This window comes from Wenyingzhuangia aestuarii (assembly GCF_011927765.1).
Classification (GTDB): domain Bacteria; phylum Bacteroidota; class Bacteroidia; order Flavobacteriales; family Flavobacteriaceae; genus Wenyingzhuangia; species Wenyingzhuangia aestuarii.
On record NZ_JAATJG010000009.1, the window covers coordinates 130,707 to 154,989 of the forward strand.

Consider the following 24,283-nt stretch of genomic DNA (forward strand, 5'->3'; position numbering starts at 1 on the left):
TACTTTTTATTTTTGAATTCCTTTTAATACTTCTTTAATATGGTTTGTCTCTTTCATTGTTTGCTGCAAACCTGAGCTATTTTCTTGAATGATTAAATTCTTAAATGTTATCAAATTATCAATATATTCATTTAAAGAACTTAATATATTCTCTTTATTTTCTATAAAAATTGGAGACCACATATTAGGAGAACTTTTTGCTAAGCGCACAGTAGACTCAAAACCAGAACCTGCCATATCAAAAATATTCTTCTCATTTTTTTCTTTCTCCAATACTGTCTTTCCTAACATAAAAGAACTGATATGTGATAGGTGCGAAACATAAGCAATGTGCTTATCATGTTCTACACTGTTCATAAAAGTTGTTCTCATTTGCAAAGCTTCAAAAATGGTTAAAACTTTTGCAATAGCATCGGGGCTGCTTAACTCCTTGTCACAGATAATATTAACCTTATGATCAAACAAATTATAGATTGCTGCCTCTGGTCCAGAATGTTCTGTACCCGCTATAGGATGAACGGCCACAAAATTACTCCTTTTTTCGTGATTTTCAACTGTTTTGCACAGTTTCTCTTTTGTTGAGCCCATATCAAACACGATTGCATCGTTTTTAATAAAATTCAACACTTGATTTGCTAAATCTGACAAGTAATTTACAGGTACAGCTAAAACTACTATATCACTTTCTCCTATTTCTTGTAATGTGATAATTTTATCTATGATCCCTAACTCTAATGCTTTTTGAGCATTTTCAGGATTTGTATCTACACCATAAACAGTATATCCTAATCGTTTCTTTAACTCTAATGCTAAAGAACCTCCTATCAAACCTAAACCAATAACTGTTACTAACATACTCTTTACTACTCTATCTATACTTTATCTATACTTGAACCCTACTTAGAACTTCCTCTAAATTGTCTTCTGAAACACATAGAGATAATCTTATGTATCCTTCTCCATTGCTACCAAATACCGTTCCCGGGGTAATAAATACATCTTTTTCATACAACATTTTATCTGTCATTTGTTCTGAGGTAATTCCAGAGGGTAATTTAGCCCACACAAACATTCCTACATGTGTCGTATCATATGCACAATTTAGACTGTCTAATATTTTGTACACAATGGCTCTTCTTCTTGTGTAATGTTTGTTAATGCTTTGGAACCATTCTTTTGACAAATGAAGCGCTTCTATAGCTCCTTTTTGAATTCCGTAAAACATACCCGAATCCATGTTACTTTTTACTTTTAATATTTGCGTTAGGTATTCTTGTGCTCCCACAAACATTCCTACTCGCCAACCTGCCATGTTAAAACTCTTACTTAAAGAATTTAGCTCTAAGGCTACGTCTTTTGCTCCCTCGTAGTTTAAGATACTTTCAGGATTGTCGTTTAAAACAAAACTGTATGGATTATCGTTTACCAAAAGGATTTTGTTTCGTTTTGCAAAAGCAATTAACTCACTATACATTTTATTTTTTGCCGTTGCTCCTGTTGGCATGTGTGGATAATTTACCCACATCATTTTTACTTTTGATAAGTCTTGACTTTCTAAAGCTTTAAAATTAGGCAACCAATTGTTTTCTTCTAACAAATCATAAAAAACAGGAGTCGCTCCTACCAACTTTGTTACCGATGTGTAGGTTGGGTATCCTGGATTTGGAATTAATACCTCATCCCCAGGATTTAAAAAAGCCATAGATACATGCATGATTCCCTCTTTAGATCCCATTAAGGGTAAAATTTCTGTATTGGGATTTAATGCCACCTTAAAATTAGATTTGTAAAAAGAAGCCATTGCTTTTCTTAACTCTGGAATTCCTTGGTATCCTTGATAGGCATGAGCCATTGGCTCTTCCATAGCCTTTGTTAAAGCTACTTTTACTTGCTCGTCAGGATTTAAATCAGGGCTTCCAATTCCTAAACTGATAATTGGTTTCCCTTCCGATTTTAGAACTGCTACTTCTCTTAATTTTTTTGAGAAATAGTATTCTTTTACCTCATCTAATCTATTTGCTACTGAAACAATCATTACTTGTTGTCTTTATATTCTCCTAATATTTTTAAACTAGACACTTTACTTCTAATGTCTGTCATTGCATTTTTGTATTCTTGATAATCTTCAAAAACTAAATCTGCAAAAAATGCATATTCCCAAGGTCTGTCTATAATGGGTAAAGATTGAATTTTAGACAAGTTTACTTTATGATTTGCCAACAATACTAATACTTCTCCTAAAGATCCGCTTTCGTGTTTTAGCACAAATTTTAAAGATGCCTTGGTTGCATTTGCATTGTTTAATTTTTCTTTACTCTGTACAATTACAAATCTTGTGTAATTTTTTTTGATGGTTTGAATTCCTTCTGCCACCAATTCTAATTCGTAAATTTCAGCTGCTTTTGCACTTGCAATAGCTCCTACTTTTTTTAATTGCTGCTCTTGTATTCTTTTTGCTACATCGGCAGTATCTACATCTTCTATTAATTTGATGTGTGGGTAGTTTTTAAAAAAACTTCTACACTGTAATAAGGCCATTGGATGGGAATGTACTTTTTTAATTTCCTCTATTCTTTGCCCTTTCAATCCCATTAAATTGTGATTGATTTCCAAATAGTACTCTCCAACAATGGCTAAATCTGCTTCATCAATTAAAGCATAGTTTGGTAAAATTGCTCCTGCAATAGAATTCTCTATAGCCATTACAGCAAAATCTACTTCACCACTTAGTACTCTGTCTGGCATTTCTGCAAAGGTCATACATTCTACCAGCTCAATTTCATCTCCAAAATAATTTTCGGCAACAATGTGGTGGTATGAACCTTTGATTCCTTGAATGGCTATTTTCATAATTTCTAATGCAAAAAAAAAGCCTCGATATATCGAGACTTTTTTGAATGCTATTTATATAATATTAACACACGAAAAGTCTCTCTTCTTTTGTAAAAAAGAAAAAATAGTAAAATCCGTAAGTGTTAAATAAATTCATAATTCTTATTGATACAGCAAATGTATTAATTATATCTATAATGACAAGTATTATTTGAAAAAAGTTGGATTTTCGTTGTTCGTTGTTCGTTGGACGATGGACGATTATCGTTGTTCGTTGTTGGTTCTCTGTTTTTCGTTACTCGATTCGCGTTGGACGAGGGACGTTGGTCGTATTTCGTTATTCGTTATTCGTTGGACGATGGACCATTATCGTTGTTCGTTTTTCGTATTACAACATCTCGACTCCGCTCGATGACCCTTAATTATGTTTGGTAGTGGGAAGGTTGTTCGGGGGTCGTTATTCGGTTATCGTTGGTCGTATTTCGTTGGACGATGGACGATTGGCGATTATCGTGTTTCGTGGGTCGGGAGACGAGGGACGATGGACGATTATCGTTGTTCGTGTTTCGTGTTTCGTTGTTCGATTAGCGTTGGACGATGGACGATTATCGAGGGTCGATGTTGGATGGAGTTTGGAGATATTGAGCAAAAAAAAAGAGACAACTTTCGTTGTCTCTTTGGAGCCGATAATAGGACTCGAACCTACGACCTGCTGATTACAAATCAGCTGCTCTAGCCAGCTGAGCTATATCGGCGTTGCGGGTGCAAATATAGTCTCTTTTTGCAATTCAACAAACATTTTATTTAAAAAAAATAACTTTTTTTTTCGCATAAAAAAACCTCACTGAAAGTGAGGTAGTTATACTATTTTTTTTACTTTTTTATTTTTAAAAATTCTTTAAAAAGTTGCTAGCATTGTTAAGCCATTGAATCTTGAAGATATTGATGGTATCCATTGAAATGCAATCGATTTTTCTTTGTTTGGTAATATACCTCTTGCTTTCCAACTACTTTTTACAATAGATCTACCAATAACCGTTCCTATGATTCCCCCAGCAACCATGTCTGATACCCAATGTCTATGCTCTTTTATTTCTGCTAAAAAAACAATTCCTGCAAAAGAGTAAGGAATCCAGTAATTATCAAATTCCATTTGAAACACTTTAGCCATTGCAAAAAAAGCTGTGGCATGTAAAGAAGGCATTGCTGTTCCATTTTGCTTTGAAAACACATATTCTCCATCTCTTGAATTAAAGAAATTGAAAGGATTTCCTGTAGTGGTATCATTATCAGTATAACCACTAGCTAAATTTACATGAGGTCTTGCTCTACCAAAAACTGTTTTTAGCATTACATGAGATATTAATATAGAATAGGTTAGCGCTTTAAACCCGTTTATAGCTGCATATTGTCCTTTTTCATATCCCCCAAACAAAGATCCTAGATATATTCCCGACATGGAATAAAACATATATGCATCGTTACCACTCACCCATGGAAAAGTTGTATCGCCAATGGTAATGTCTGGAATGGTATATTTAATTCTAGACTCAATTTCTTGCTGGTAAAATTTGGTTACAGGTTTGTCTACCAAGACCAAACTTGCAACAATCCCTGTATACAAAGCTGTTTTCTTCCAGTCTTCAGACACATTTTTCCCCATGTACACAAAATCTGAAGGAATTGTTTTGAAAGAAGTTTTGATTACGTTGGTTGCTGTAGTTAGCGTTCTAGGGAAATAAGAACTTTTAACCTCTTGAGCCTGAACACAAAAGGACAACATTCCTAAAAAAAAACAAATCTTTTTAACCATCACTTCTACTTATTAAGATTTAAATATTTTCTGAAAAAAGTTTTTATTATTTTCCTCTGCAGGGTATCCATATCCACCATATCCGTACCCATATCCTCTACTATGGTCTAGTCCGTTGATTAGAATTGCCATGTTTGGTAAACGTTTTTCACGGTAAAATCTTTCTGGCACTTCTAACATACGTTTGTCTAAGTAATTAGCTCTTGATACATATAAGAACATATCTGCATGCTGACTTAACATTAAAGTATCGGTTACTAAGTTTACTGGAGCTGTATCTACCACAATATAGTCGTACATTTTTCTCAACTCCTCAAACATTTCTCCAATCTTAGGACTTAACAATAATTCTGCTGGATTTGGAGGTACTACCCCTGAACTTAGTAAATCTAAATTTTCAAACCCGGCTAATGGAGTTACCATTTCCGCTAAATTCGCATCTTTATCTATGATGTAATTGGTTACCCCATTTCTGTTTGGTAAATCTAAATATTGCGTAATTTTTGGTGCTCGTAGGTCCATCCCCATTAACAATACTTTTTTACCTGTTAAGGCTAAAGAAGCCGCTGTATTTACCGAGACAAAGGTTTTACCTTCACCAGAAATTGTGGATGTTACAAATACTATTTTAGATTTAGACCCTACAGGTGTTAGCATGAAATCTAAGTTTGTTCTTAATAATCTAAACGCTTCTGCAGTACTTGTTCTACTTCCTTTTCTTATGACTACTTTTTCTTCTGTATCATCAAAAGGAATATCTCCTAATAAAGGTACTGATACAACCCCTTTTAAATCCCCTTTGGTATGGAATTTAGTATCTAGTAAGTCTCTTAAATAAATAATTGCAAAAGGAATAATTAAACCAATCAACATTCCAGCTAATACGATAATTGGTTTTTTAGGAGCTATAGGTTTACTCATACTATATGCTCTGTCAATCACTTTAGAACTTGGTACTGTAACCGCCATTGAAATTTCATTTTCTTCTTTTTTTTGTAATAAATAAGAATATAATTGAGCAATGATACTTTGTTTACGCAGAATAGAACGATACTCTCTGGCTTGTTGAGGTATATCTGTTATTCTACTTTTAAATTCTTTGTCTTTTATATTTAATGACGTTAAAGCTATCTCTAACTGTTCTTTTATATTTATTAATGATTGTTGAATACTTCCTCTTAGATTTTTTAATTCGCTATTTAAATTTTGGACTACAGGGTTTGCAGGTGAAGAATCTCTTAATAAACGATTTCTTTCCAATAATAACTGATTAAAGTTTGTAACCGAAGCACTTAATTGTAGATTATCCTCTATCCCAACACTAGCCGGCAACAATTCAAAATCATTTTTTTGATTTTGAATGCTTTGAATGATGTAATCAACAACACTTAACTCTGTATTAATTTTAAAAATTTCTTGTTCGTTTAGGGTTTTACTATCAACAAATACTTGAGATTGAAAACCTATATCTGTAATCTGTTTGTCTTTTTTATATAATTCTTCAATCTTATCTATTTCATCTAAGTCTGAATTTACTTCTGTTAATCTGTTAACTATAAACTCATCTGTTTTTTTCCCCACCTCGTTTTTATCCTCAATAGATCTTTTATTATATAAATCTACCATGGTATTCAATACTAATTCAGCTTTTTCTTTGATAGGGTGGCTTAAACTTAAATTGATGATGTTTGAATCTTGGTCTGCAGAAACAATGTTAATATTATTTTTATACTTTTCAATAACTTTGTCTAATCTAGTAAAAACAACTTGAAAGGTCTTATCAATAATCTGATTAGAATTACTTTCTGTAGGTGTAAGTACAATTACTTTATCTCCAATTTTTATCTGTTCTCCAAATTTAACTACTTTCTCATCCTCAGACTCTTCAATTTGGTATTTAAAAGTAGCCTTGTCTAGAATTGTTATGTCGATAAATGTATCTAGTTTATAAAAATTATCTAAATCAGATAAAACTTGATATCTAAAAGGTATTGTATGAAATTGTTCTACTTTTTTTAATCCATGCTGTTGATAAACTTCAAAATTTAACTTTAACTTCTTCACCATCGCAACCGCTAAACTCCTAGAGGTTAAGACTTCTATTTCATCATACACATTGTTTTTAGCTCCTAATCCTAATGAAGATAAGTCTTGAAACACTTTTAATTCTGATGAAGCCCCTCCATCCTCTTTTACTAAAACAGAAGCATTTGTTTGGTATACATTAACTTGTGTTTTCATAAAAACAACAGCTAAAGACACACAGACTATTGTCGACAGTAAAAACCATTTCCAATTAATTAAATATTTTTCTATTTCAGCTCTAATATTTATAGCGTCATTTTCCTTAGAAAACTGGTTATCTAAATTTTGATTCATTTTTTTATCGTGTTAAAATAGAAATAATGGTAATTAATAAACCTGTAGCAGAAATAATGTATGATGCTGTTGGAGAACTTGCAGAAGCATTTACTTGAGGTTTGTTTGGTTCTACATACACAACATCATTTTGTTCTAGATAGTAAGCAGGTGAGTTTACGATGTCTTTAGACCTCAAGTCCAAATTGTAATAGATTACTTCTCCATTCTTTTCTCTAATTAGTTTGATATTATCCCTTTTTCCGTGAATTGTTAAATCCCCTGCTAATCCAATAGCTTGAAGAATATTTATTTTATCTCTGTTGATTGTATATTCCCCTGGTTTGTTAATTTCTCCCAACATAGAAATTCTAAAATTTACTAGCTGTACATTTGCTTTTACATCTGGCAGAAACGACTTTAATTTGTTTTCTAAATCAATTTCTAACTCAATTCTTGTTTTCCCTAGTACATTTAACTTCCCTAACTGAGGAAAGCTAATTTCTCCTTTTTGATCTACTAAATAAGATTGTTGCTGTTGTTGCCCTACAGATGTTAATCCACCGGTATTAAAAGCTGCAACATATAAATTAAAGGGTCTAGCTGCTTCTGGATTTATAGAAGATATGTTTATCGTTATTCTATCATCTCGTTTGAATGTAGGAGCCTTAAAGTTAATTGATTCTGATTCTCTATTCTCATTTGTTGTGGCTATATCTTGTAGGTATATAACGTCTTTTCTAGAGGCACATGATACCACTAATAAGCAAACTAATAATAGTTTTATATAATAAAAACTCGTACTTTTCATTTCTTCAATTTTATGTGGCTAATATAATTCTTCTTTTATAATAGTAGCCTAATTACACTTGAAATTTCTATTCCCCTTTACAAATAGCAATGCACTTAAATACAAATATTTAAAATCATTTGCTAAGGTATATCTTTTAATATAATTCATGTTAATTCTGATTTTTTCTCTCCAAATTATTTCCTTATTAAATTTCTCTTTGTCTTTTTGTTTGGATAAAATTTGCTCTTCATTGTAAAAATGCAAAGATGCTGGTCCTGTTAAGCCAGGTTTTAGCTCTAAAATTAATCTTTCTTCTCCTTTTAACTTGTCTGCAAAACCTACTATATCAGGTCTAGGTCCCACTATGCTCATTTCTCCTTTTAGGATGTTTAGTAACTGAGGGAGTTCGTCTAACTTGGATTTTCTTAAAAAAGCAGCATAACCTTTTAACTTTGTACTTTTATACATGGTTTTAATTTTAATAATCCAGAATAATTTGGCTCTTTGCCCTACTCTTTGTTGTAAAAAAAAGCCGTTTTCACCTGTTTTTAGATACACTACTAGAGCTAATACTATTATTGGTATCCCTAGTACCACTAAACCTATAAAAGCTCCTATTAGGTCTACAGTTCTTTTATAAATTCTTTGTTTTTTACTAAGCATTTCCTTATCACTATTATCCCTTACACAAGATTGTACTCAGGTACTATTTCTTTGAAAAGAGATTTCAGTTCCTCTTTATTATGTTTGTTATACTTCTCTATTAAATTATTTACTTTTTCTACTTGCTTGCTGTCTGTTTTTAAATTACCATAACTATAATTCGCAGCTTCCACTTTAGTTGTTAGTTCTTCTGCGTATTTTAACACTTCCTTTTCTTTTTCTCCCGGTCTTTTAGATGTCCATTTTATATCCGTAATTTCTCTCTTATTTTTTAGTAAAAACTTTGTTGCCAATTTATTCATCTCTACTGGATTTCCCATTTCTGAAATAAATAAAGATTTTTGAGTATCTTCCATTATTCCTAATAACATTTTACAAACCTGATTTATAGAAACAAAGTACCGAAACATGTTGCTCTGTACAAGGTTGATCTGCCCTGTTAGTTTTAATTGTTTTTTCCATGACAATAAAACTGACCCCGATGTGTATGGTATGTTTCCAAATCGTACTACCTTAATATTTGTTGTTGTTTTATTGATGTATTGAGAAACGTATAGTTCTGCCAGCCTTTTAGAAACTCCCATAACACTTTTGGGATGCACTGCTTTGTCTGTAGATATTAAAACAAATTCACAAGCATTCCCTTTTATGGCGTTTTCTAAGATGTTTTTGGTTCCTATTACATTTACTTTAAATGCTTGCTTTGGAAAATCTTCAAGCATGGGTACGTGCTTGTAGGCAGCTGCATGATAGACTAGATCTGGTTGGTGCTTTTTAAAAACATCGGTTATGGCTTCTTTACATGTAATATCTGCCAACTCAATTATAAAATTGGTTACTTCTCTTAATACTAATGTTTGTTGGATATCAAATAGTGCTCCTTCGGAATTGTCAAGCAATATTACTTGCTGTACTCCTGTTGTTAGTAATGTTTGGGATAATTTTTGACCAATAGATCCCCCTGCTCCCGTTACTAAAACAACTTTGTCTTTAAAAAAAGAACTGTTTGTTATTTCTAAGTATTCGTCAAATTTATCGTTTATTATTTCTTCAATCGTCATTTCTCCAAATTCGTTCAATTCGCCAACTTCGCTTGTTAAAAAGCGTTTTCATCTTGTTTGAAAAACATAGACCAAGCTGTTATACATATAATTTTGATATCTAAAATAAAACTCCAGTTTTCTATGTACCAAATATCTGCTTCTGCTCTATTTGCCATGTCGCGTACAAATTTGGTTTCTCCTCTAAAGCCATTAATTTGTGCCCAACCTGTTACACCAGGTTTTGCAAAGTGACGAACCATAAATTTATCTACCAACAATCTATACTCTTCTGTATGTTTTAGCATGTGAGGTCTAGGCCCTACTAAAGACATGTTGTTTAACAAAACATTTATGATTTGTGGTAATTCGTCTATGCTTGTTTTGCGCATAAAAGCTCCGAATTTGGTGATTCTTTTGTCATCTTTGGTTGCTTGTTTGTTATCGCTTACATCATTGACCACCATACTTCTAAACTTGAAACACTTAAAAGAAACTCCGTCTTTTCCTGTTCTTAGTTGAGAGAAAAATACAGGTCCTTTGCTTGTTGCTTTGATGATAATGGCTATGATAGGAAATAACCACGAAAATAATAATAGTACCGCTAAGGATGAAAACACAATGTCAAACACACGTTTGATTACCCTGTTGGACAAACTTTGCAAAGGTTCTTTACGCAGTTTCATAACCGGTACGTTTTGTACATAGTCTATGGTAAATACTTGAGATAAATATTCTGAGAATTCTGGAATGATTCTTACTCTGATCATGTTATTGTCCGCAAACTTAAACAAATCATTGATTAGCTTACTCTGAGAATAGGGTAAAGAAATTACAATTTCATCTACTTTGTTTTTGTTTAGAAAACAGATGATCTCTGTTAATTTCCCTTTGTAATAATCTTGTATTTCTTCTGTGATACTAGCATCAGTAAAAATTCCTAATACACTGAACCCAAAACTAGGGTTTTTGTAAATGGTGTTAATTAAAGTTGTTACATTCTGATTCATACCAATAATGACAATCTTACTGGTTTTGTTTCCGTTTCTTCGGGTGTGTTTTAACCAATACATTAAAATCATTCTCCAAATAACAATTCCTAGCACAAAACTTAGCATGGTTACTAAGACAAATAATCTTGAAAACTTATAACTAGTTCCCATAAAAATTAACCCTGTACTTACAAATGCAAAAAACAAAATATACTTAATGTTCTTAGCTAATACTTTGTGCATTTGAATGATTCTAGGCACATCGTATAAGCCTCCTTTTAGCCCAATAATTGCCCATAGAATTAACCAACCTACAATTAAACTATTATATAACAAGTTGTTAGGGATCTCCCAATCAAAAACATACTGTTTTGCTATAAAAAAAGACACTAGTAGTAGGACTAAATCTACTGTTAGCGATACGATTGAAATATTTTTATTCTTGTGATGAAACATAGCTAATTTGTTAGTAAAGCAAACTTATAAATATTTTATGATATACAACCTTTAAACAACATATGTTAATGTGAAATTATTGATAATTCTTAAATTTAGGAATTATATATTGAGGTACTTTTCTTAGAATTTTAAAAAAAAGTGTTAGTTGCCCTAGTAATTTTTTTTGATGAATGATTTTTAAATCTTCTGTTGATTTTAACTTTTGTAATTTAGCTGTGGTACTTTTACCACCTAATCGCATTTTTACGACCCACTCATTTAAGAAGTATTTTTTGATGCTATCCTCTTGAAACCATCTTAGTGAAATTTCATAATCGCTAGCAATTCTATAAGATTCGTCATACAAACCATAAGTCTTGAATATCTCTTTTTTTACATATATGGTAGTGTGTAAAGGAATCCATCCAAAGTTTAGATATCGTTTTTTGTGTTTTTTGGCTTTGTATATACGTTTTACTTGGCTGATATCCTCTTTATCTACATACATCCCATTGGCATAGACTACATCTGCCTTAGATTCTGCAAATGCATTTGCAATATTCTTAATGGTATTTTTACTGTAAAACAAATCGTCTGAGTGTAGAATTCCTATTACATCTCCCGTAGCTGCTCTAATTCCTTTGTTTAGCGCATTGTATAAACCTTTGTCAGGTTCTGAAACATAATAATCAATTTTATCTTTATGGTTATTGATGATCGTATTGGTGTTATCTGTAGATCCCCCATCTATTACAATGTATTCTATATCTTGATAGGTTTGACTTGCAACTGATTTTATTGTTGTTTCTATAGACGCTTCATTGTTGTATACAATGGTGATAATGGATACTTTCATTATTATTTAATTCTTAAATTTTCTTTTTCTAACCTCTTTTGCAGGATTTCCTTGATAAATAGTATAAGATTCTAATTCTTTGGTTGCTATAGAACCTACCGCTAAAATTGAATGTGACTTACAAATTACACCTGGACAAACCACTGATTTAGCCCCAACCCATACACCTTCTTCTAATACGATCGGAGCATTTTTATAATCAAATGTTGACAGCGTATAATCGTGATTTCCGGTTAACAACAATGCTCCTTGAGAAATACATACATTATCACCGATGGTCACTTCGTCTAAATTATCAATCCATACATTTTCCCCTATCCATACATGATTCCCTACTTTCAATTTCCAAGGGAATTTAATATATACTGAAGGTTTTATTACCAAACCTTCTCCTAGATGAGCTCCAAACAACTTAAGTAAATTAACTTTGACCCCCATAAAAGGAATCCATGAAGGTTTAAAGACTATTGCATTTACCAACATCCAGATAAACCATTTAAATTTACCTGCTTGTTTGTCAAAATTTGAATTGTTAAAATTAGCTAGAGATGTTTTCATACAACTGTTTTATATTTGATGCAACTTCTACGATATCATATCTCTTTCTAATAAGATTCTCCCCTCTTTCTCCCATCTTTTTTAAATCATCTTCAGGTTTGTTTATTACCTCCAATAGTGTTCTCTTTAAGTTCTCTTTAGTCAAATCAATCCACCACCCACACTTTTCTTCTTCTAATTCATTCCACGGTGTTCCTTGTGTAGTAATTACAGGAACACCTACAACTAGAGCTTCGGCCACTACAATTCCAAAATTCTCACTATAAGTAGGTAACACAAAAACATCTCCTTCTTTGATAAAATTCCATTTAGAATCATCATACATAGGCCCAACTAGTGATACGTTTTTTATATCCTCATTCTTAATTTTATTATCTAAAGAATTTATATAATTCTTTTCTCCATCACCCGCAATTTCTAAAACCCAATCATTAATACACAACTCTTTCCAAGCCTCTAATAATACTTCAATACCTTTCTTTTTATGGATTCTAGATAGAAATGTTATTTTTTTTGTTCCATAATTTACTTTTTTTTCAGGCACTAAACTAAGATCCATTCCGTTAGGAATAATTTTAATTTTATTTTTAAAACCTAACTTTCTTACATTTTGTTCTTCTAATTTACACGTAACATGTATGCAACTTGCTTTTGTTATATCTTTTCTTTGATATAACAACATCCCTAATTTCTTTTTTAAAGGGTTATGATTCATAATCCAAGGCTCTAACATACCACGTGGCGTAACTATATATGGAATCCCTTTTAACCTAGCAAACCATGCCATTATATGTATATATGGATCCCATACTTGTTGTAAATGTATCAGCTCAATTTCTTTTTTATTTAAAGAAAAACCATATAAGATTAAAGAGAATATTGATTTAAACTTAACTCTAAAATTATCAGAAGTATTTACCTTAACAGGATTATTACTAGGGCGTGCTATTAGCTCGATATTAACATTTTGTTTTGATAAATACTCACAGGTTTGTGGCACACTTCTAGAGGGGCCTCCTGCACTGATATCTAATGTAGCAACGACATGAATTATTTTCATATTCTATTTTTTAAATTATTTTTCATTGAGTAGAACTTAATATAATTAATACCATGGAGCTGTTGGTTTTGTAGTATCATTTCCTCTCTTATTTACATATTTAACTATATCTGTAAAGTAAGCAGCCATTACAGAACCCGATATATGATTCTCGGCCCACGTTCTAATTTCTTTTCTTCTTTGTGCAGTAACTTTTCCAAGATTTATCATCTTATCTATACTTTTTGATAACATAATATCATCTAAAGAATTTACGACAACACCTATATTATATTGCATATTTACCTGACAACTAGCTCCACATTTATAACTTACAACAACAGGAGTTCCCTCTGTGATACTTTCTGAAACTACTGCTCCCCAACCATCATGTCTGCTAGGAAGAACAAATAAATCATAATCATTCATTTTTTTTCTCAAGACCTCATTTGGCAAAAAAGGTAATAGATTTAGTTTTCCCTTTAATCCAGAATTATTTACTATTTTATCAGCATCATTTAATTCAGAATCTGACAAACAATAAAAATCAGCTATGTAATCATTGTTAGTTATTTTTTTTAATGCCTCTATTAATATATCATAACCTTTTCGCATAATTAAAGAGCCCGCAAACATTATTTTATAACTACTATTGGTTACCTTTTGTTGAACTTCTGATTTAGAATTTGTTACAGTATACCCCCATTCAAAAATTTTATCAGGTTTGTATTTCCATTCATAAAATTGTTTAACACCTAATTTTCCTGTAGTCAACACAAAATCTATTCTATTTCCCCATTTTAATCTATGAATAAAACCTCGAACATATCTTAATGTACCTTTCCATCCTCTATAATCTAAAGGCTCCGTAAAAATACCAATTTTACATTTTGTTTTTATTGTGTACTTAAAAGCCTTGTGTACTAAAGGAAAAGCATTTATTCCAGAAAAAACATGTACCGTATTTTCATCTGAATTAGCTGATATAAAATCTTTTATATTAAAATCTTTTTTATAAGCTTTTTTAACTTTTACATTTTTTAAATCAGGTTCTTTCCACCCCATAGCCTTCCTTCTTTCTGTTATTGGCATTGTAACGATTAATACCAAATCATTAGATGTTTTGGCCAATGCTTCAAAAAAAGCTACCTGATGTATACTATTGGTATTTTGCCAAAAAATATATTTCATTATTTATTTAAATTAATTTTTGAATATAAATCACAATATTGGCTCACTATTTTATCCATTGAAAATCTTACTAAATTTTCTTTACCTAACTCAATCAAGTTTTTTCTTAACTGTTCGTCATTCCTTAAATCAGTTAAAGCCTGTTTGATCTCACTTACATCCAATGGATTTACAAAATACGCTGAATTCCCCGCAACATAGGGCATTGAAGATACATTACTGGTTATAACAGGCCTACCAACAGCATTTGCTTCTAATATAGGCACACCAAAACCCTCGTATTCGGATGCAAAAAAAACTATATCAGAATTCTTATAACATTCATAAACTTTATCTCTACTTACATTGTAATACCATTTATGAGAAATGTTATGATTCTCTAATAACTTTTTAAGTTGTTCATCAGGTTTCCGAAGTAGTATTAATTTAAAAGTGGTGTTTTTGATAGCCTCTATTAATCTGTATATATTTTTATTATTACCACTTCCAATTTGCAGTATTGTTGGACTATTCACATCAAATTCCTTTTCACTAAATTCAAAATCAATGGCAGCTGGATTAGGGATTACTATAATTTTTTCTTCGGATACAGAAACCTCTTTTAATATTTTTTGCTTAGTAAAATCAGAAATAGTAGTAATATAACGTAATCTTTTTACTGGTAATGTTAACCAAAGTAATTTAAAAATTTTCTTTTTTATTCCTTTTAAATCACGCTCTAAATGACCTATATCATGTATTGTTAAAATTGTTTTATTTCGATTTAAAAACAAACCTAACATATTGATATCTCCAGTGATATGATTGATATCCGACTGAAAATTAATCGCCTTAAAAAAGCTATAAATTCGTTTCCATTTATGTGTACAAAAATACCTATTTGTTTTAATATTATCTGGAAGATGATTTATTAGATGCTCAAACAGAGTTTCAATACTATGTACTCCTTGCATTTTAGGTCTAAAAAAAAATGTGATTTTAGTCATTCATTTAAATTTTAAAGTATTGATAACTTGACATCGTAAAGAAAAGTGGCATATGAAAAGACCATATCCACCAAGACAATTCTTTAGGTATTGTTGAATGACCTATTACTACAAGTAGAATACCGATACCTTTAAATATATCAATCCATTCTACCCTCTTTTGGTTTGCTATTATTATATTTTCTTTAGGCTTTAATCTAATCAAATTATACATATTTTTTATTATAAAAATCTAGAATATACAAAGCAATGGTTAATGTTATTGCTTCGGTAAAGATTCCGTGTGACGCTATATTTGTTAAATACACAAAAGTCACATAAAACTTCGCATATTGTATTTGTGGAGGTACTTTTTTACTAAGCACTTTAAAACCTAATAATAAAAAAACCAGAAGCCCTAAAGTTCCAAAATAAAAAAAGATCTTGGCGAAACCTACATCAGACGGTATTAAGCCTGTTACCTCTCTAAATCTATTGTATTGTTTTCCCCAACTACTATTTTCATTAGGAATTCCATTTCCAAAAATATCTTGTAAAACATTTGTGTTATGATTAAACATATATTCTTCAAATGCTAAAATTCTTATATTTTCTGTTCCTGTTTCATTTACTTGATCTGTTGTTAATTCTATTAAGTTTTGGACAACAGTAATATTGTTTACTGCAAATTTCACTAACAATAAAGTAAATGAAATAACAAGTATTTTATAAAACCAGTTTACGTTTTGAGAAATCATTAAAAATCCTAAAATGAAAGCCACTACAATATGTTGTCTGCTTACCTCTAATACTATAAACACAAAAGTAATTACAACCCAGAACATGTCTACTTTACGTTTTTTTGTTAGCCAATTATTTATGGCTAAGAAAAAATGAAAATGTAAAAAACAAGAACCTGCTAATTTAACTCTTGCCACACCTCTGCCAATATTTATTTCTTGTACCTTCCCTCCAGACTTGTCAAAAAGAATCAAAGGTGCTGCTATTAAAGCTATTACAAATAATACACAATATATTTTTGAAATTACTTTTATTAACCTTTCAGTAGTATCAAGTTGATAATTATACTTTTTTAAAATAAAGAAAAAAGCAAAAGGAACTACATCTAACATCATACGGATGTTTACTAAAATTGACTGTTGATGTTGAATATATCCCATTATCACAGATATAATTCCTAACACTATAATCCATTTAATGGATTTAGAATAAGCTGATTTTGTATGTTTTTTGGGGAAAATTTCTACTATAGCCAAAGCAAAACCAAAAAACATTATTCCAAAAGAAACTGCTTTTAGCAATGTATTATTGATAAATACAGGTGAAAAAAAGGTAAGTACAGATAATATATATATAACAATACCTGTAAAAATAATATTATTCTTTCTTTTTAATGTTATCATTTAATCTTTATTTAAAAACTGATAACCAATTTTCTTTATACATACCTTCTCCTATTCCTAATTTGCTAATAGATCTTTTTGCTTCAGTACCATGTTTCTTTATTACTTCAGGTATATTTATATAATATTCTATTGCTTTTTCTAACTCAAAAGCTGTTTTATTTTTACAGATATATCCATTTACTTCATGATCTATTAACTCGGGCATTCCTCCTGAATTAAATATAATAGACGGTGTACTATTTTCTTTGGCCTCTACGAGTACATTCCCTAAAGGTTCTTCTTTGATTGAAGGCGTTACTAAAACATCTGTCTTTTTAAAAAAATCTTTGATATTTTCAATATTACCTAAGAAAATAATTCTATCCTGAAGATTATTATTTTTTACTTTATTTATTTGTAATTGTGAAAAATCTTTATCATACTCTAAACTTCCTGCCAATAAAAAATATACATCATTGTGTTTTTCACAAATAGCAATTGCTGCATCAATAAACTCGGAAACTCCTTTAATTTTAATAATTTGTCCTAAATAAGAAAAAACAAGCCCTTTTTTGATGAAATCAATAGGTTTTAAAATTTTTTCTATACGTTCTGGAGGAAAGTTATATATCACAATGTCATTACTCTCTTTAGACCTACCTGCTTCAATCAATTTATTATGTATATATTTAGATATACAAACAAATTTATGTGTGCGTTTTACAATGTAGTTTCTCCATAAAAACTTAAAAGGTTTCCATTGAACCACAGGGGCATCACCTAACCTGTAAACTACTTTTGTATTAATTAATAACAAAGCAGGTATCAAATTTATATACATAAAATCATTGGCTATGTATATATAATCTGGTTTTACCTTTTTATGTTGTTTTAAAAACTCTACATTATGTTTTACAACTTTACCTAAATACCTTAATGTTTTTATAATCGTAAAAGGTTTTCTCATGTCTGTCCAATCTGGGTACGAAATTTGAGAATAGGCTATCTCTTTTTGATCTAGAACTTGTTTTGCTTGTTTGGCTATACCTTTCTTATTAACTAACACAACAAACTCATACCCTTCAGTAGTTAAAGTATTAAAAACCTGCATATTAGATCGTTCATGACCATAATAGACTTGATTACCGTATATTGCTAATATTTTATACCCCATTTGACTTTTTTATTTTTTTCTTAATTCTTTTGACTAATGATTTAATAAGTTCTTTTTCCCAACTATTAAATCCAACATATAAAAATGAGATTACAAAACATAATGTAGCAAGCATTCCTGTTATTAAAAACCTATAGTTAGTATCAGCAACATAACTTACCATCAATATGCACACTAAAACACTTAACAAACTTGGTAAAACAACTCTAGCCAGCACATTAGTCACATATTCTTTTATACTTAACCCTGCTTTGGATTTTAACAATATAACTCTCATAGAACCAGCTAAAACCTCAAATACTAAAAATAAAGTAAAAAAAGTAACATAACCATAACCTAGATGTAAAGCAACAAAACCAAAAGGTAAGGTCATTAACCTAATTCCACCTGTTATTATTGAATACATTTTTAAATCACCAACTGCTTGTATTGCTGAATCTAAACCTACAGTTAACTGAGATATTAAAAAATACCCCAATATAAATAAAGAATATGAAATCGCATATTCCGGAATTGTTTTCAGCCAAAAATCAAAAATATTATCTATTTCAAACATAAATGGTATTACAATTATAGCTAGAAGACTGTAACCGACCTTACAAGCTAATAATGAAATACGCAACATCCGTTCCCTATCACTAGCACCTTCACTTTTCATTATTTGTGGATTTAGTGCTCTTAGCAATGAGGCAGAAAAAAAATTTAACTGACCTGAAATTTGATAAGACACACCATAAGAAGCATTTGCCTTAGTACCATAAAATAAATTTAATATAATTGGTAATCCCTGAGTTCTTCCCATACCACTTATGACTCCTAGTAAATTCCATCCAGCAAAATTTGCCATTTTAAATAAATATTTTTTTTCTATCAATTCCTTATCAAATAAAACTTCACACTCGTCATAATTTTTAACTGAATAAAGCATAAATAATAGATAATTTGTCAAATTTAAACAAGCCATCAAAAAGCCATAAAAAATTAAATTATCAAAATCGCTGAAAATAACTAAATAAGCTATGATAAGTTTAAGAATACTTGTTATAACATTTGAAATAGCTACCCACAAAATATTCTCATGAGCCATTAAAGATGCATTATAAGGAACAGACATAATAGTAAAGAAAATATCGAAACACATAAAATGAAAAACATACTTCGCTGCCTGTACTCTCTCTTCTGGTATATTCAGAAAATCATCAAACAAAAACAAACCTAAAAACTCCAATACAACAACTAATATTACTGCCAGTACAAAATGAATAAACAAACTATTAGAAAATATTTTTTTTTGAGAATTCAGATTATTTTTCCCTTGATAAAAAGATAAAAACCTTTGTGTGCTATTAGCCATGGCGTTATTCAAGAACGACAACATAACAACTACTCCTGAAACTAAATTAAAAATCCCATAATCGACTTCACCTAACGCATCTAACACAACTCTTGTCGTATACAAAGAAATCCCTGCAGTTAATATAACCCTTCCATATAAGATGAAGGTATTCATTAAAACTCTATCTGAAGAACGCATAATTTAAAAATGATTTATTTACCTAAAACAACAGATAAAACAACTACTTTTTGTAGGGATTTTACTCCAATTGCTTTAAAATTTGATGTCCTGCTTTTAGTAAGTCTACATCTTTTTTCATGATGGCTATATCCCCTTGCATCATGTCTTTTACCAAGCCTTTTAAATCGTACTCTGGCACCCATCCTAATTGTTCTTTGGCTTTAGTAGGGTCTCCTAATAACAAATCTACTTCTGTTGGACGGAAATAAGAAGGGTCTACAGATAAGACTTCTTTTCCAATGGTTGGTTGTTCGTTGTTCGTTGTTCGATTTTCGTTGTTCGAAGACCCTTCTTCGTTGTTCGTTGTTCGATTTTCGTTGTTCGATGTTTGTTGGTCGATGTTCATTCCTGTTGCTGCTTCGTATTTTTCTTTATCAATACTCTTGATAAATCCTTTCTCGTTTACACCTTCTCCTTTAAATTCTACTTCAATTCCTACTTCTTCAAAAGCCATACGTACAAAGTCACGTACTGTTGTTGTTATTCCTGTAGCAATCACCCAGTCTTCCGCTTTTTCTGCCTGTAAAATCATCCACATCATACGAACGTAATCCTTAGCATGTCCCCAGTCACGTTTCGCTTCTAAGTTCCCTAAGAAAACTTTATCTTGTAATCCTAATGCAATTTTGGCTACTGCTCTTGTAATTTTTCTTGTTACAAAAGTTTCCCCTCTTCTTGGTGATTCGTGGTTGAACAAAATACCATTACAAGCATACATGTCATAAGCTTCACGGTAGTTTTTTGTAATCCAAAAACCATAAATTTTTGCTACTCCATAAGGAGAACGTGGGTAGAAGGGAGAATTTTCATCGTAAAAACCTCTTTCGTTTTTATTTTCTGGCAAACCTCCATATAATTCTGAGGTAGAAGCTTGGTAAATTCTAGTTTTCTTTTCTAAACCTAAAATACGTACTGCTTCTAAAATTCTTAAAGTCCCTAATCCATCTACATTTCCTACATATTCAGGAGAGTCAAAAGAAACTTTTACATGAGACATCGCTCCTAAGTTGTAAATTTCATCTGGTTGACATTCTTGGATGATACGAGTTAAATTCATAGCATCTGTTAAATCTCCATAATGCAACTTTAATCTCTGGTTTGGATCGTGTGGATCTTGGTATAAATGATCAATTCTATCGGTATTAAATAATGATGATCTTCTCTTGATCCCATGTACCATATAGCCTTTTTCTAATAATAATTCTGCTAAATAAGATCCGTCTTGTCCTGTGATTCCTGTGATTAATGCTACTTTCATATTTTTTTTATTTTTCGATAGTCGTTGTTCGTCTTTTGTTGTTCGTTGTTCGATGGTCGTTGTTCGATGTTCGTCTTTTGTTGTTCGAGAGGAGTATTACAACATCTCGACTCCGCTCGATGACCGTTTGTGAAAATTATGTTTGGTACTCGATTGGCGATGTTCGGGCTTCGTTACTCGTTGTTCGGGTTTCGTTGGTCGTTTTTCGTTTTTCGGGTTTCGTTTTTCGTGTTTCGGGTTTCGTTTTTCGTGTTTCGATTATCGTTGGACGATTTGCGATTTGCGATGGACGATTTTGTTGTTATCTTAATGATTTTAATACTATATGTGCTAGTTTTTTTTGTCCACTGGCATTTAAGTGTATTTCATCTCTATAATCAGAAAACTCTATTCCATTTTCTAAATCTTTAATCAACTTTATATTATTTTGATTTGCAAATTTGATTATTTCCTGACCTTGATCTGTATATTTACCTGCTTTTAATTCTTTTTTTTCAGCATGTAAGTATATTACCATTGGTATTTGATGCTTTACTGATAAATTAAAAATATCTTTAAATCCTGTATTAAACTCGCTATTTATCTTCTTTTTGTTAATTCCAAGAAATTTATCTCTATCAATTTTAACTCTTTGTTTCTTTATAATTTTATAAAACTTAGGTAATATGTATCTATCTAAAATTTCATAAATAGCAATAGAATACTGTCCCCTTGGATAACTAGGGTGAACTCCTACAACATTATCAAACTCCATGTTATCATAAGCATCGTGTGAGCTTACAAATAGCCAAATTGATTTCGCATTAAATATTCCATTTTTATCAATATAAGCACTACAGTTATCTGGTCCCCAACTACCCGCTGAAATATTTAAAAACTGTACTTTCTTTCCTTTTATTTTAGATAATGTATCCGATAAAATAGTTGTTGCTAACTCTGTTTGATCTGTTAATACACCTCCATTGATTACAGAATCACCCAAGCCTAAAACCACATATGAACTTGAGTCCACCTCTTGACTTCTCATTGAATTAGCGTTATATTCAATATGGTTTCTAAACCTGAAACGATTTTGATTTGGTTGTGCTATATATTCATAGTTCTCATCCGATCTAAACAAAACATTATCACAAAATCCAAAATAAAATCTTAAAAACAATTCTGTAATAACAGTTAAAACAATTACTGCATATAAAATTTTACGTATCATATGCTTACATTTTAACTTGTTTGAAGTTATCTATGTTTTCCAAAAACCAAGTGTATGTTTTTTCTATTCCTTGCTCTAAAGCTACCTCATGTTTCCAACCTAATTTGTGCATTTTAGAAATGTCCATTAACTTTCTTGGGGTTCCATCTGGTTTAGAGCTATCCCACACAATTTCTCCTTTATGTCCTACTACTTTCTGAATGGTTTCTGCCAATTCTTTAATAGTCAAATCTTCTCCTGTTCCTACATTGTATAAATGCTCTGGCAACACATTTTCTAAAGCAAATACTACCGATTTTGCCATGTCGTCTACAAATAAAAACTCTCTCATAGGAGTCCCGCTTCCCCACAATTCAACAGGCTCATTGTTTTTCTTTGCTTCGTGAAATTTACGAAGCATGGCTGGTAATACATGAGATGTTTTTAAATCAAAATTATCATGGGTTCCATATAAATTTGTTGGCATTAAAGAAACAAAATCTTTGTTAAATTGTTTTCTTATAGCCTCACAAGCTTTTACACCTGTTATCTTTGCTACCGCATACCATTCGTTGGTAGGCTCTAAAGAATCTGTTAGTAAATATTCTTCTTTTAAGGGTTGTGGAGCAAATTTTGGATAAATACAAGAGCTCCCTAGAAAAATAAATTTGTTGATATTCGATTTTAAGGACTGATCAATTAAATTGTTTTGAATTTGCATGTTCTCCATCAAAAATTGATATGGATATTCATTGTTTGCTAAAATCCCCCCTACTCTAGCTGCCGCATCAATTACTACTTCTGGTTTTTCTGTTTCAAAAAAGTTTTTTACAGCAAGCGCATCTTTTAAATCTAACTCTTTGCTCGTTCTTCCAATAATATTGGTATAACCTTCTTGTTCTAAAACTCTATACACAGCACTCCCCACCATTCCTCTGTGACCTGCTATGTATATTTTACTATTCTTATCCATTCCCTTTTATTTTATGTATACCTCTAACAATTCTATTTCTTGAGCTTCGATATCAACTTTTTCTGCATTTGCAGGAATTAATATCGTTTCTCCACTTTGTATGTTTTCTTTAATTCCGTTTACTATTATGGTTCCAGAACCTCCCACGCAAATATAAACGACAAAAGAGGCTATTTGTAACAAGTCTCTAGTAAACAAATCATTAACTTTCAAATAATTTGTCGTAAAATAATCACAGGTAGCAATCTCAGAAGGTTGATTCTTTTTCTTTTCAAACCTACATTTTACATCTGTACATTCTGAATAGTCCAAAGCTTCTACCGCTAAATCCGTATGCAATTCTCTTTCGTTCCCTTGATCATCTACTCTATCCCAATCATAAATACGATAGGTAATGTCTGATGTTTGTTGTATTTCTGCAATTAAACAACCTGCTCCTATGGCATGTACCAAACCTGCTTTGATGAAATAACTATCTCCTGCTTGTACTTTTTCAAAATTACAGACGTCTAAAACTTTCTTTTCGGCAACTGCTTGTTGATAAGCCTCTGGAGTCATTTCTTTTGAAAAACCTACATTCAGTTCTGCTCCTTTATCCGCATCTACCACATACCACATTTCTGTTTTTCCAAACGAATTGTGCCTTTTTTGAGCCAACTCATCATTTGGATGTAATTGAATTGATAAATTTTCTGTAGCATCAATAAATTTAATCAACAACGGAAAGGTATTCCCAAATTGTTGGTATACTTTTTCTCCAAGTAAACTTGTTTTATTTTCGGCTATTAATTCAATTAAACTCTTCCCTTTATACATTCCATTTGCAACTACAGAAATCGCATCTTTTACAGAAGATATTTCCCAACTTTCTCCTACACGGTTTAAATCGGTTTGTTTGTTTAATACCGTTTTTAATTTTTGACCACCCCATATTTTATCTTGGAGGATTGGTGTGAATTTTATTGGGTATGTTTTCATAGTTGTTGTTCGGGTTTCGTTGGTCGTTGGTCGTTTTTCGTTGGTCGGGTTTCGTTGTTCGTTGTTCGAGGTTCGGGTTTCGGGTTTCGGGTTTCGTTGTTCGTTGTTCGATTGTCGTTGGACGAGGTTCGATATCCGTGTTTCGTTGTTCGAGGTTCGTTTTTCGATTGGCGATGGACGAGGTTCGTGTT

At 31.3% G+C, this 24,283-nt stretch carries 21 protein-coding genes and 1 tRNA gene; all 22 read right to left on the reverse strand.

Going from position 1 to position 24,283, the window contains the following annotated elements:
• Window positions 1-6: 6 nt before the first annotated feature.
• Window positions 7-855: a prephenate dehydrogenase gene (locus GGR97_RS10075; RefSeq protein WP_167898391.1), complete on the reverse strand. Its 849-nt coding sequence runs from the start codon at window positions 853-855 to the stop codon at window positions 7-9.
• A 28-nt stretch (window positions 856-883) separates the two neighbouring features.
• Window positions 884-2,032, reverse strand: coding sequence for a pyridoxal phosphate-dependent aminotransferase (locus tag GGR97_RS10080; RefSeq protein WP_167898427.1), 1,149 nt, complete (start codon window positions 2,030-2,032; stop codon window positions 884-886).
• A 2-nt stretch (window positions 2,033-2,034) separates the two neighbouring features.
• Window positions 2,035-2,850: a prephenate dehydratase gene (locus GGR97_RS10085; RefSeq protein ID WP_167898392.1), complete on the reverse strand. Its 816-nt coding sequence runs from the start codon at window positions 2,848-2,850 to the stop codon at window positions 2,035-2,037.
• 660 nt (window positions 2,851-3,510) lie between these two features.
• A tRNA-Thr gene (locus GGR97_RS10090) sits at window positions 3,511-3,587 on the reverse strand.
• A gap of 143 nt (window positions 3,588-3,730) precedes the next feature.
• The gene (locus GGR97_RS10095) at window positions 3,731-4,645 is read right to left on the reverse strand and encodes a phosphatase PAP2 family protein (RefSeq protein ID WP_167898393.1); all 915 of its coding nucleotides are present in this window, start codon (window positions 4,643-4,645) and stop codon (window positions 3,731-3,733) included.
• 12 nt (window positions 4,646-4,657) lie between these two features.
• Window positions 4,658-7,024 carry a GumC family protein gene (locus GGR97_RS10100; RefSeq protein WP_167898394.1) on the reverse strand — a complete coding sequence of 789 codons (2,367 nt, stop codon included), beginning with the start codon at window positions 7,022-7,024 and terminating at the stop codon, window positions 4,658-4,660.
• Window positions 7,025-7,028: 4 nt separating this feature from the next.
• Window positions 7,029-7,814, reverse strand: a complete 786-nt coding sequence (locus GGR97_RS10105; RefSeq protein ID WP_167898395.1) for a polysaccharide biosynthesis/export family protein — start codon at window positions 7,812-7,814, stop codon at window positions 7,029-7,031.
• Between the two features lie 48 nt (window positions 7,815-7,862).
• Window positions 7,863-8,459, reverse strand: coding sequence for a sugar transferase (locus GGR97_RS10110; RefSeq protein ID WP_167898396.1), 597 nt, complete (start codon window positions 8,457-8,459; stop codon window positions 7,863-7,865).
• Window positions 8,460-8,479: 20 nt separating this feature from the next.
• On the reverse strand, window positions 8,480-9,538 hold the full coding sequence (locus tag GGR97_RS10115) for a polysaccharide biosynthesis protein (protein ID WP_167898397.1): 1,059 nt from the start codon (window positions 9,536-9,538) through the stop codon (window positions 8,480-8,482).
• A gap of 17 nt (window positions 9,539-9,555) precedes the next feature.
• Window positions 9,556-10,947, reverse strand: coding sequence for an undecaprenyl-phosphate glucose phosphotransferase (locus GGR97_RS10120; RefSeq protein ID WP_167898398.1), 1,392 nt, complete (start codon window positions 10,945-10,947; stop codon window positions 9,556-9,558).
• Between the two features lie 76 nt (window positions 10,948-11,023).
• Window positions 11,024-11,785 (reverse strand): glycosyltransferase family 2 protein, encoded by a 762-nt coding sequence (locus GGR97_RS10125; protein WP_167898399.1) that lies wholly within the window; start codon window positions 11,783-11,785, stop codon window positions 11,024-11,026.
• 6 nt (window positions 11,786-11,791) lie between these two features.
• Complete coding sequence (locus GGR97_RS10130) at window positions 11,792-12,343, reverse strand: WcaF family extracellular polysaccharide biosynthesis acetyltransferase (RefSeq protein ID WP_167898400.1); 552 nt, start codon at window positions 12,341-12,343, stop codon at window positions 11,792-11,794.
• Window positions 12,324-13,403 (reverse strand): glycosyltransferase, encoded by a 1,080-nt coding sequence (locus GGR97_RS10135; protein ID WP_167898401.1) that lies wholly within the window; start codon window positions 13,401-13,403, stop codon window positions 12,324-12,326. The genes GGR97_RS10130 and GGR97_RS10135 overlap by 20 nt, the downstream gene beginning before the upstream one ends.
• Window positions 13,404-13,448: 45 nt before the next feature.
• The gene (locus GGR97_RS10140) at window positions 13,449-14,573 is read right to left on the reverse strand and encodes a glycosyltransferase (protein WP_167898402.1); all 1,125 of its coding nucleotides are present in this window, start codon (window positions 14,571-14,573) and stop codon (window positions 13,449-13,451) included.
• Entirely contained in the window at window positions 14,573-15,559 is a 987-nt protein-coding gene (locus GGR97_RS10145) for a glycosyltransferase family 4 protein (RefSeq protein ID WP_167898403.1), read from the reverse strand. Before GGR97_RS10145 ends, GGR97_RS10140 begins: the two co-directional genes overlap by 1 nt.
• Before the next feature lie 206 nt (window positions 15,560-15,765).
• Window positions 15,766-16,962 (reverse strand): hypothetical protein, encoded by a 1,197-nt coding sequence (locus GGR97_RS10150; protein WP_167898404.1) that lies wholly within the window; start codon window positions 16,960-16,962, stop codon window positions 15,766-15,768.
• A gap of 7 nt (window positions 16,963-16,969) precedes the next feature.
• Window positions 16,970-18,118, reverse strand: a complete 1,149-nt coding sequence (locus GGR97_RS10155) for a glycosyltransferase family 4 protein (protein ID WP_167898405.1) — start codon at window positions 18,116-18,118, stop codon at window positions 16,970-16,972.
• Entirely contained in the window at window positions 18,108-19,652 is a 1,545-nt protein-coding gene (locus GGR97_RS10160) for a lipopolysaccharide biosynthesis protein (protein WP_167898406.1), read from the reverse strand. Before GGR97_RS10160 ends, GGR97_RS10155 begins: the two co-directional genes overlap by 11 nt.
• Before the next feature lie 61 nt (window positions 19,653-19,713).
• The gene (gmd, locus tag GGR97_RS10165) at window positions 19,714-20,952 is read right to left on the reverse strand and encodes a GDP-mannose 4,6-dehydratase (protein ID WP_167898407.1); all 1,239 of its coding nucleotides are present in this window, start codon (window positions 20,950-20,952) and stop codon (window positions 19,714-19,716) included.
• Window positions 20,953-21,253: 301 nt separating this feature from the next.
• On the reverse strand, window positions 21,254-22,162 hold the full coding sequence (locus GGR97_RS10170) for a hypothetical protein (RefSeq protein WP_167898408.1): 909 nt from the start codon (window positions 22,160-22,162) through the stop codon (window positions 21,254-21,256).
• A gap of 4 nt (window positions 22,163-22,166) precedes the next feature.
• The gene (locus GGR97_RS10175; RefSeq protein WP_167898409.1) at window positions 22,167-23,114 is read right to left on the reverse strand and encodes a GDP-L-fucose synthase family protein; all 948 of its coding nucleotides are present in this window, start codon (window positions 23,112-23,114) and stop codon (window positions 22,167-22,169) included.
• Between the two features lie 6 nt (window positions 23,115-23,120).
• A complete protein-coding gene (locus GGR97_RS10180; protein ID WP_167898410.1) occupies window positions 23,121-24,092 on the reverse strand; it encodes a type I phosphomannose isomerase catalytic subunit in 972 nt (323 codons plus the stop codon).
• Between the last annotated feature and the right edge of the window lie 191 nt (window positions 24,093-24,283).

Coding starts and splice junctions, on each gene's coding strand:
- GGR97_RS10075 (WP_167898391.1), bottom strand. CDS start 855: ATGTTAGTAACAGTTATTGGTTTAGGTTTGATAGGAGGTTCTTTAGCA.
- GGR97_RS10085 (WP_167898392.1), bottom strand. CDS start 2,850: ATGAAAATAGCCATTCAAGGAATCAAAGGTTCATACCACCACATTGTT.
- GGR97_RS10095 (WP_167898393.1), bottom strand. CDS start 4,645: ATGGTTAAAAAGATTTGTTTTTTTTTAGGAATGTTGTCCTTTTGTGTT.
- GGR97_RS10100 (WP_167898394.1), bottom strand. CDS start 7,024: ATGAATCAAAATTTAGATAACCAGTTTTCTAAGGAAAATGACGCTATA.
- GGR97_RS10105 (WP_167898395.1), bottom strand. CDS start 7,814: ATGAAAAGTACGAGTTTTTATTATATAAAACTATTATTAGTTTGCTTA.
- GGR97_RS10110 (WP_167898396.1), bottom strand. CDS start 8,459: ATGCTTAGTAAAAAACAAAGAATTTATAAAAGAACTGTAGACCTAATA.
- GGR97_RS10120 (WP_167898398.1), bottom strand. CDS start 10,947: ATGTTTCATCACAAGAATAAAAATATTTCAATCGTATCGCTAACAGTA.
- GGR97_RS10125 (WP_167898399.1), bottom strand. CDS start 11,785: ATGAAAGTATCCATTATCACCATTGTATACAACAATGAAGCGTCTATA.
- GGR97_RS10130 (WP_167898400.1), bottom strand. CDS start 12,343: ATGAAAACATCTCTAGCTAATTTTAACAATTCAAATTTTGACAAACAA.
- GGR97_RS10135 (WP_167898401.1), bottom strand. CDS start 13,403: ATGAAAATAATTCATGTCGTTGCTACATTAGATATCAGTGCAGGAGGC.
- GGR97_RS10140 (WP_167898402.1), bottom strand. CDS start 14,573: ATGAAATATATTTTTTGGCAAAATACCAATAGTATACATCAGGTAGCT.
- GGR97_RS10145 (WP_167898403.1), bottom strand. CDS start 15,559: ATGACTAAAATCACATTTTTTTTTAGACCTAAAATGCAAGGAGTACAT.
- GGR97_RS10150 (WP_167898404.1), bottom strand. CDS start 16,962: ATGATAACATTAAAAAGAAAGAATAATATTATTTTTACAGGTATTGTT.
- GGR97_RS10155 (WP_167898405.1), bottom strand. CDS start 18,118: ATGGGGTATAAAATATTAGCAATATACGGTAATCAAGTCTATTATGGT.
- GGR97_RS10160 (WP_167898406.1), bottom strand. CDS start 19,652: ATGCGTTCTTCAGATAGAGTTTTAATGAATACCTTCATCTTATATGGA.
- gmd (WP_167898407.1), bottom strand. CDS start 20,952: ATGAAAGTAGCATTAATCACAGGAATCACAGGACAAGACGGATCTTAT.
- GGR97_RS10170 (WP_167898408.1), bottom strand. CDS start 22,162: ATGATACGTAAAATTTTATATGCAGTAATTGTTTTAACTGTTATTACA.
- GGR97_RS10175 (WP_167898409.1), bottom strand. CDS start 23,114: ATGGATAAGAATAGTAAAATATACATAGCAGGTCACAGAGGAATGGTG.
- GGR97_RS10180 (WP_167898410.1), bottom strand. CDS start 24,092: ATGAAAACATACCCAATAAAATTCACACCAATCCTCCAAGATAAAATA.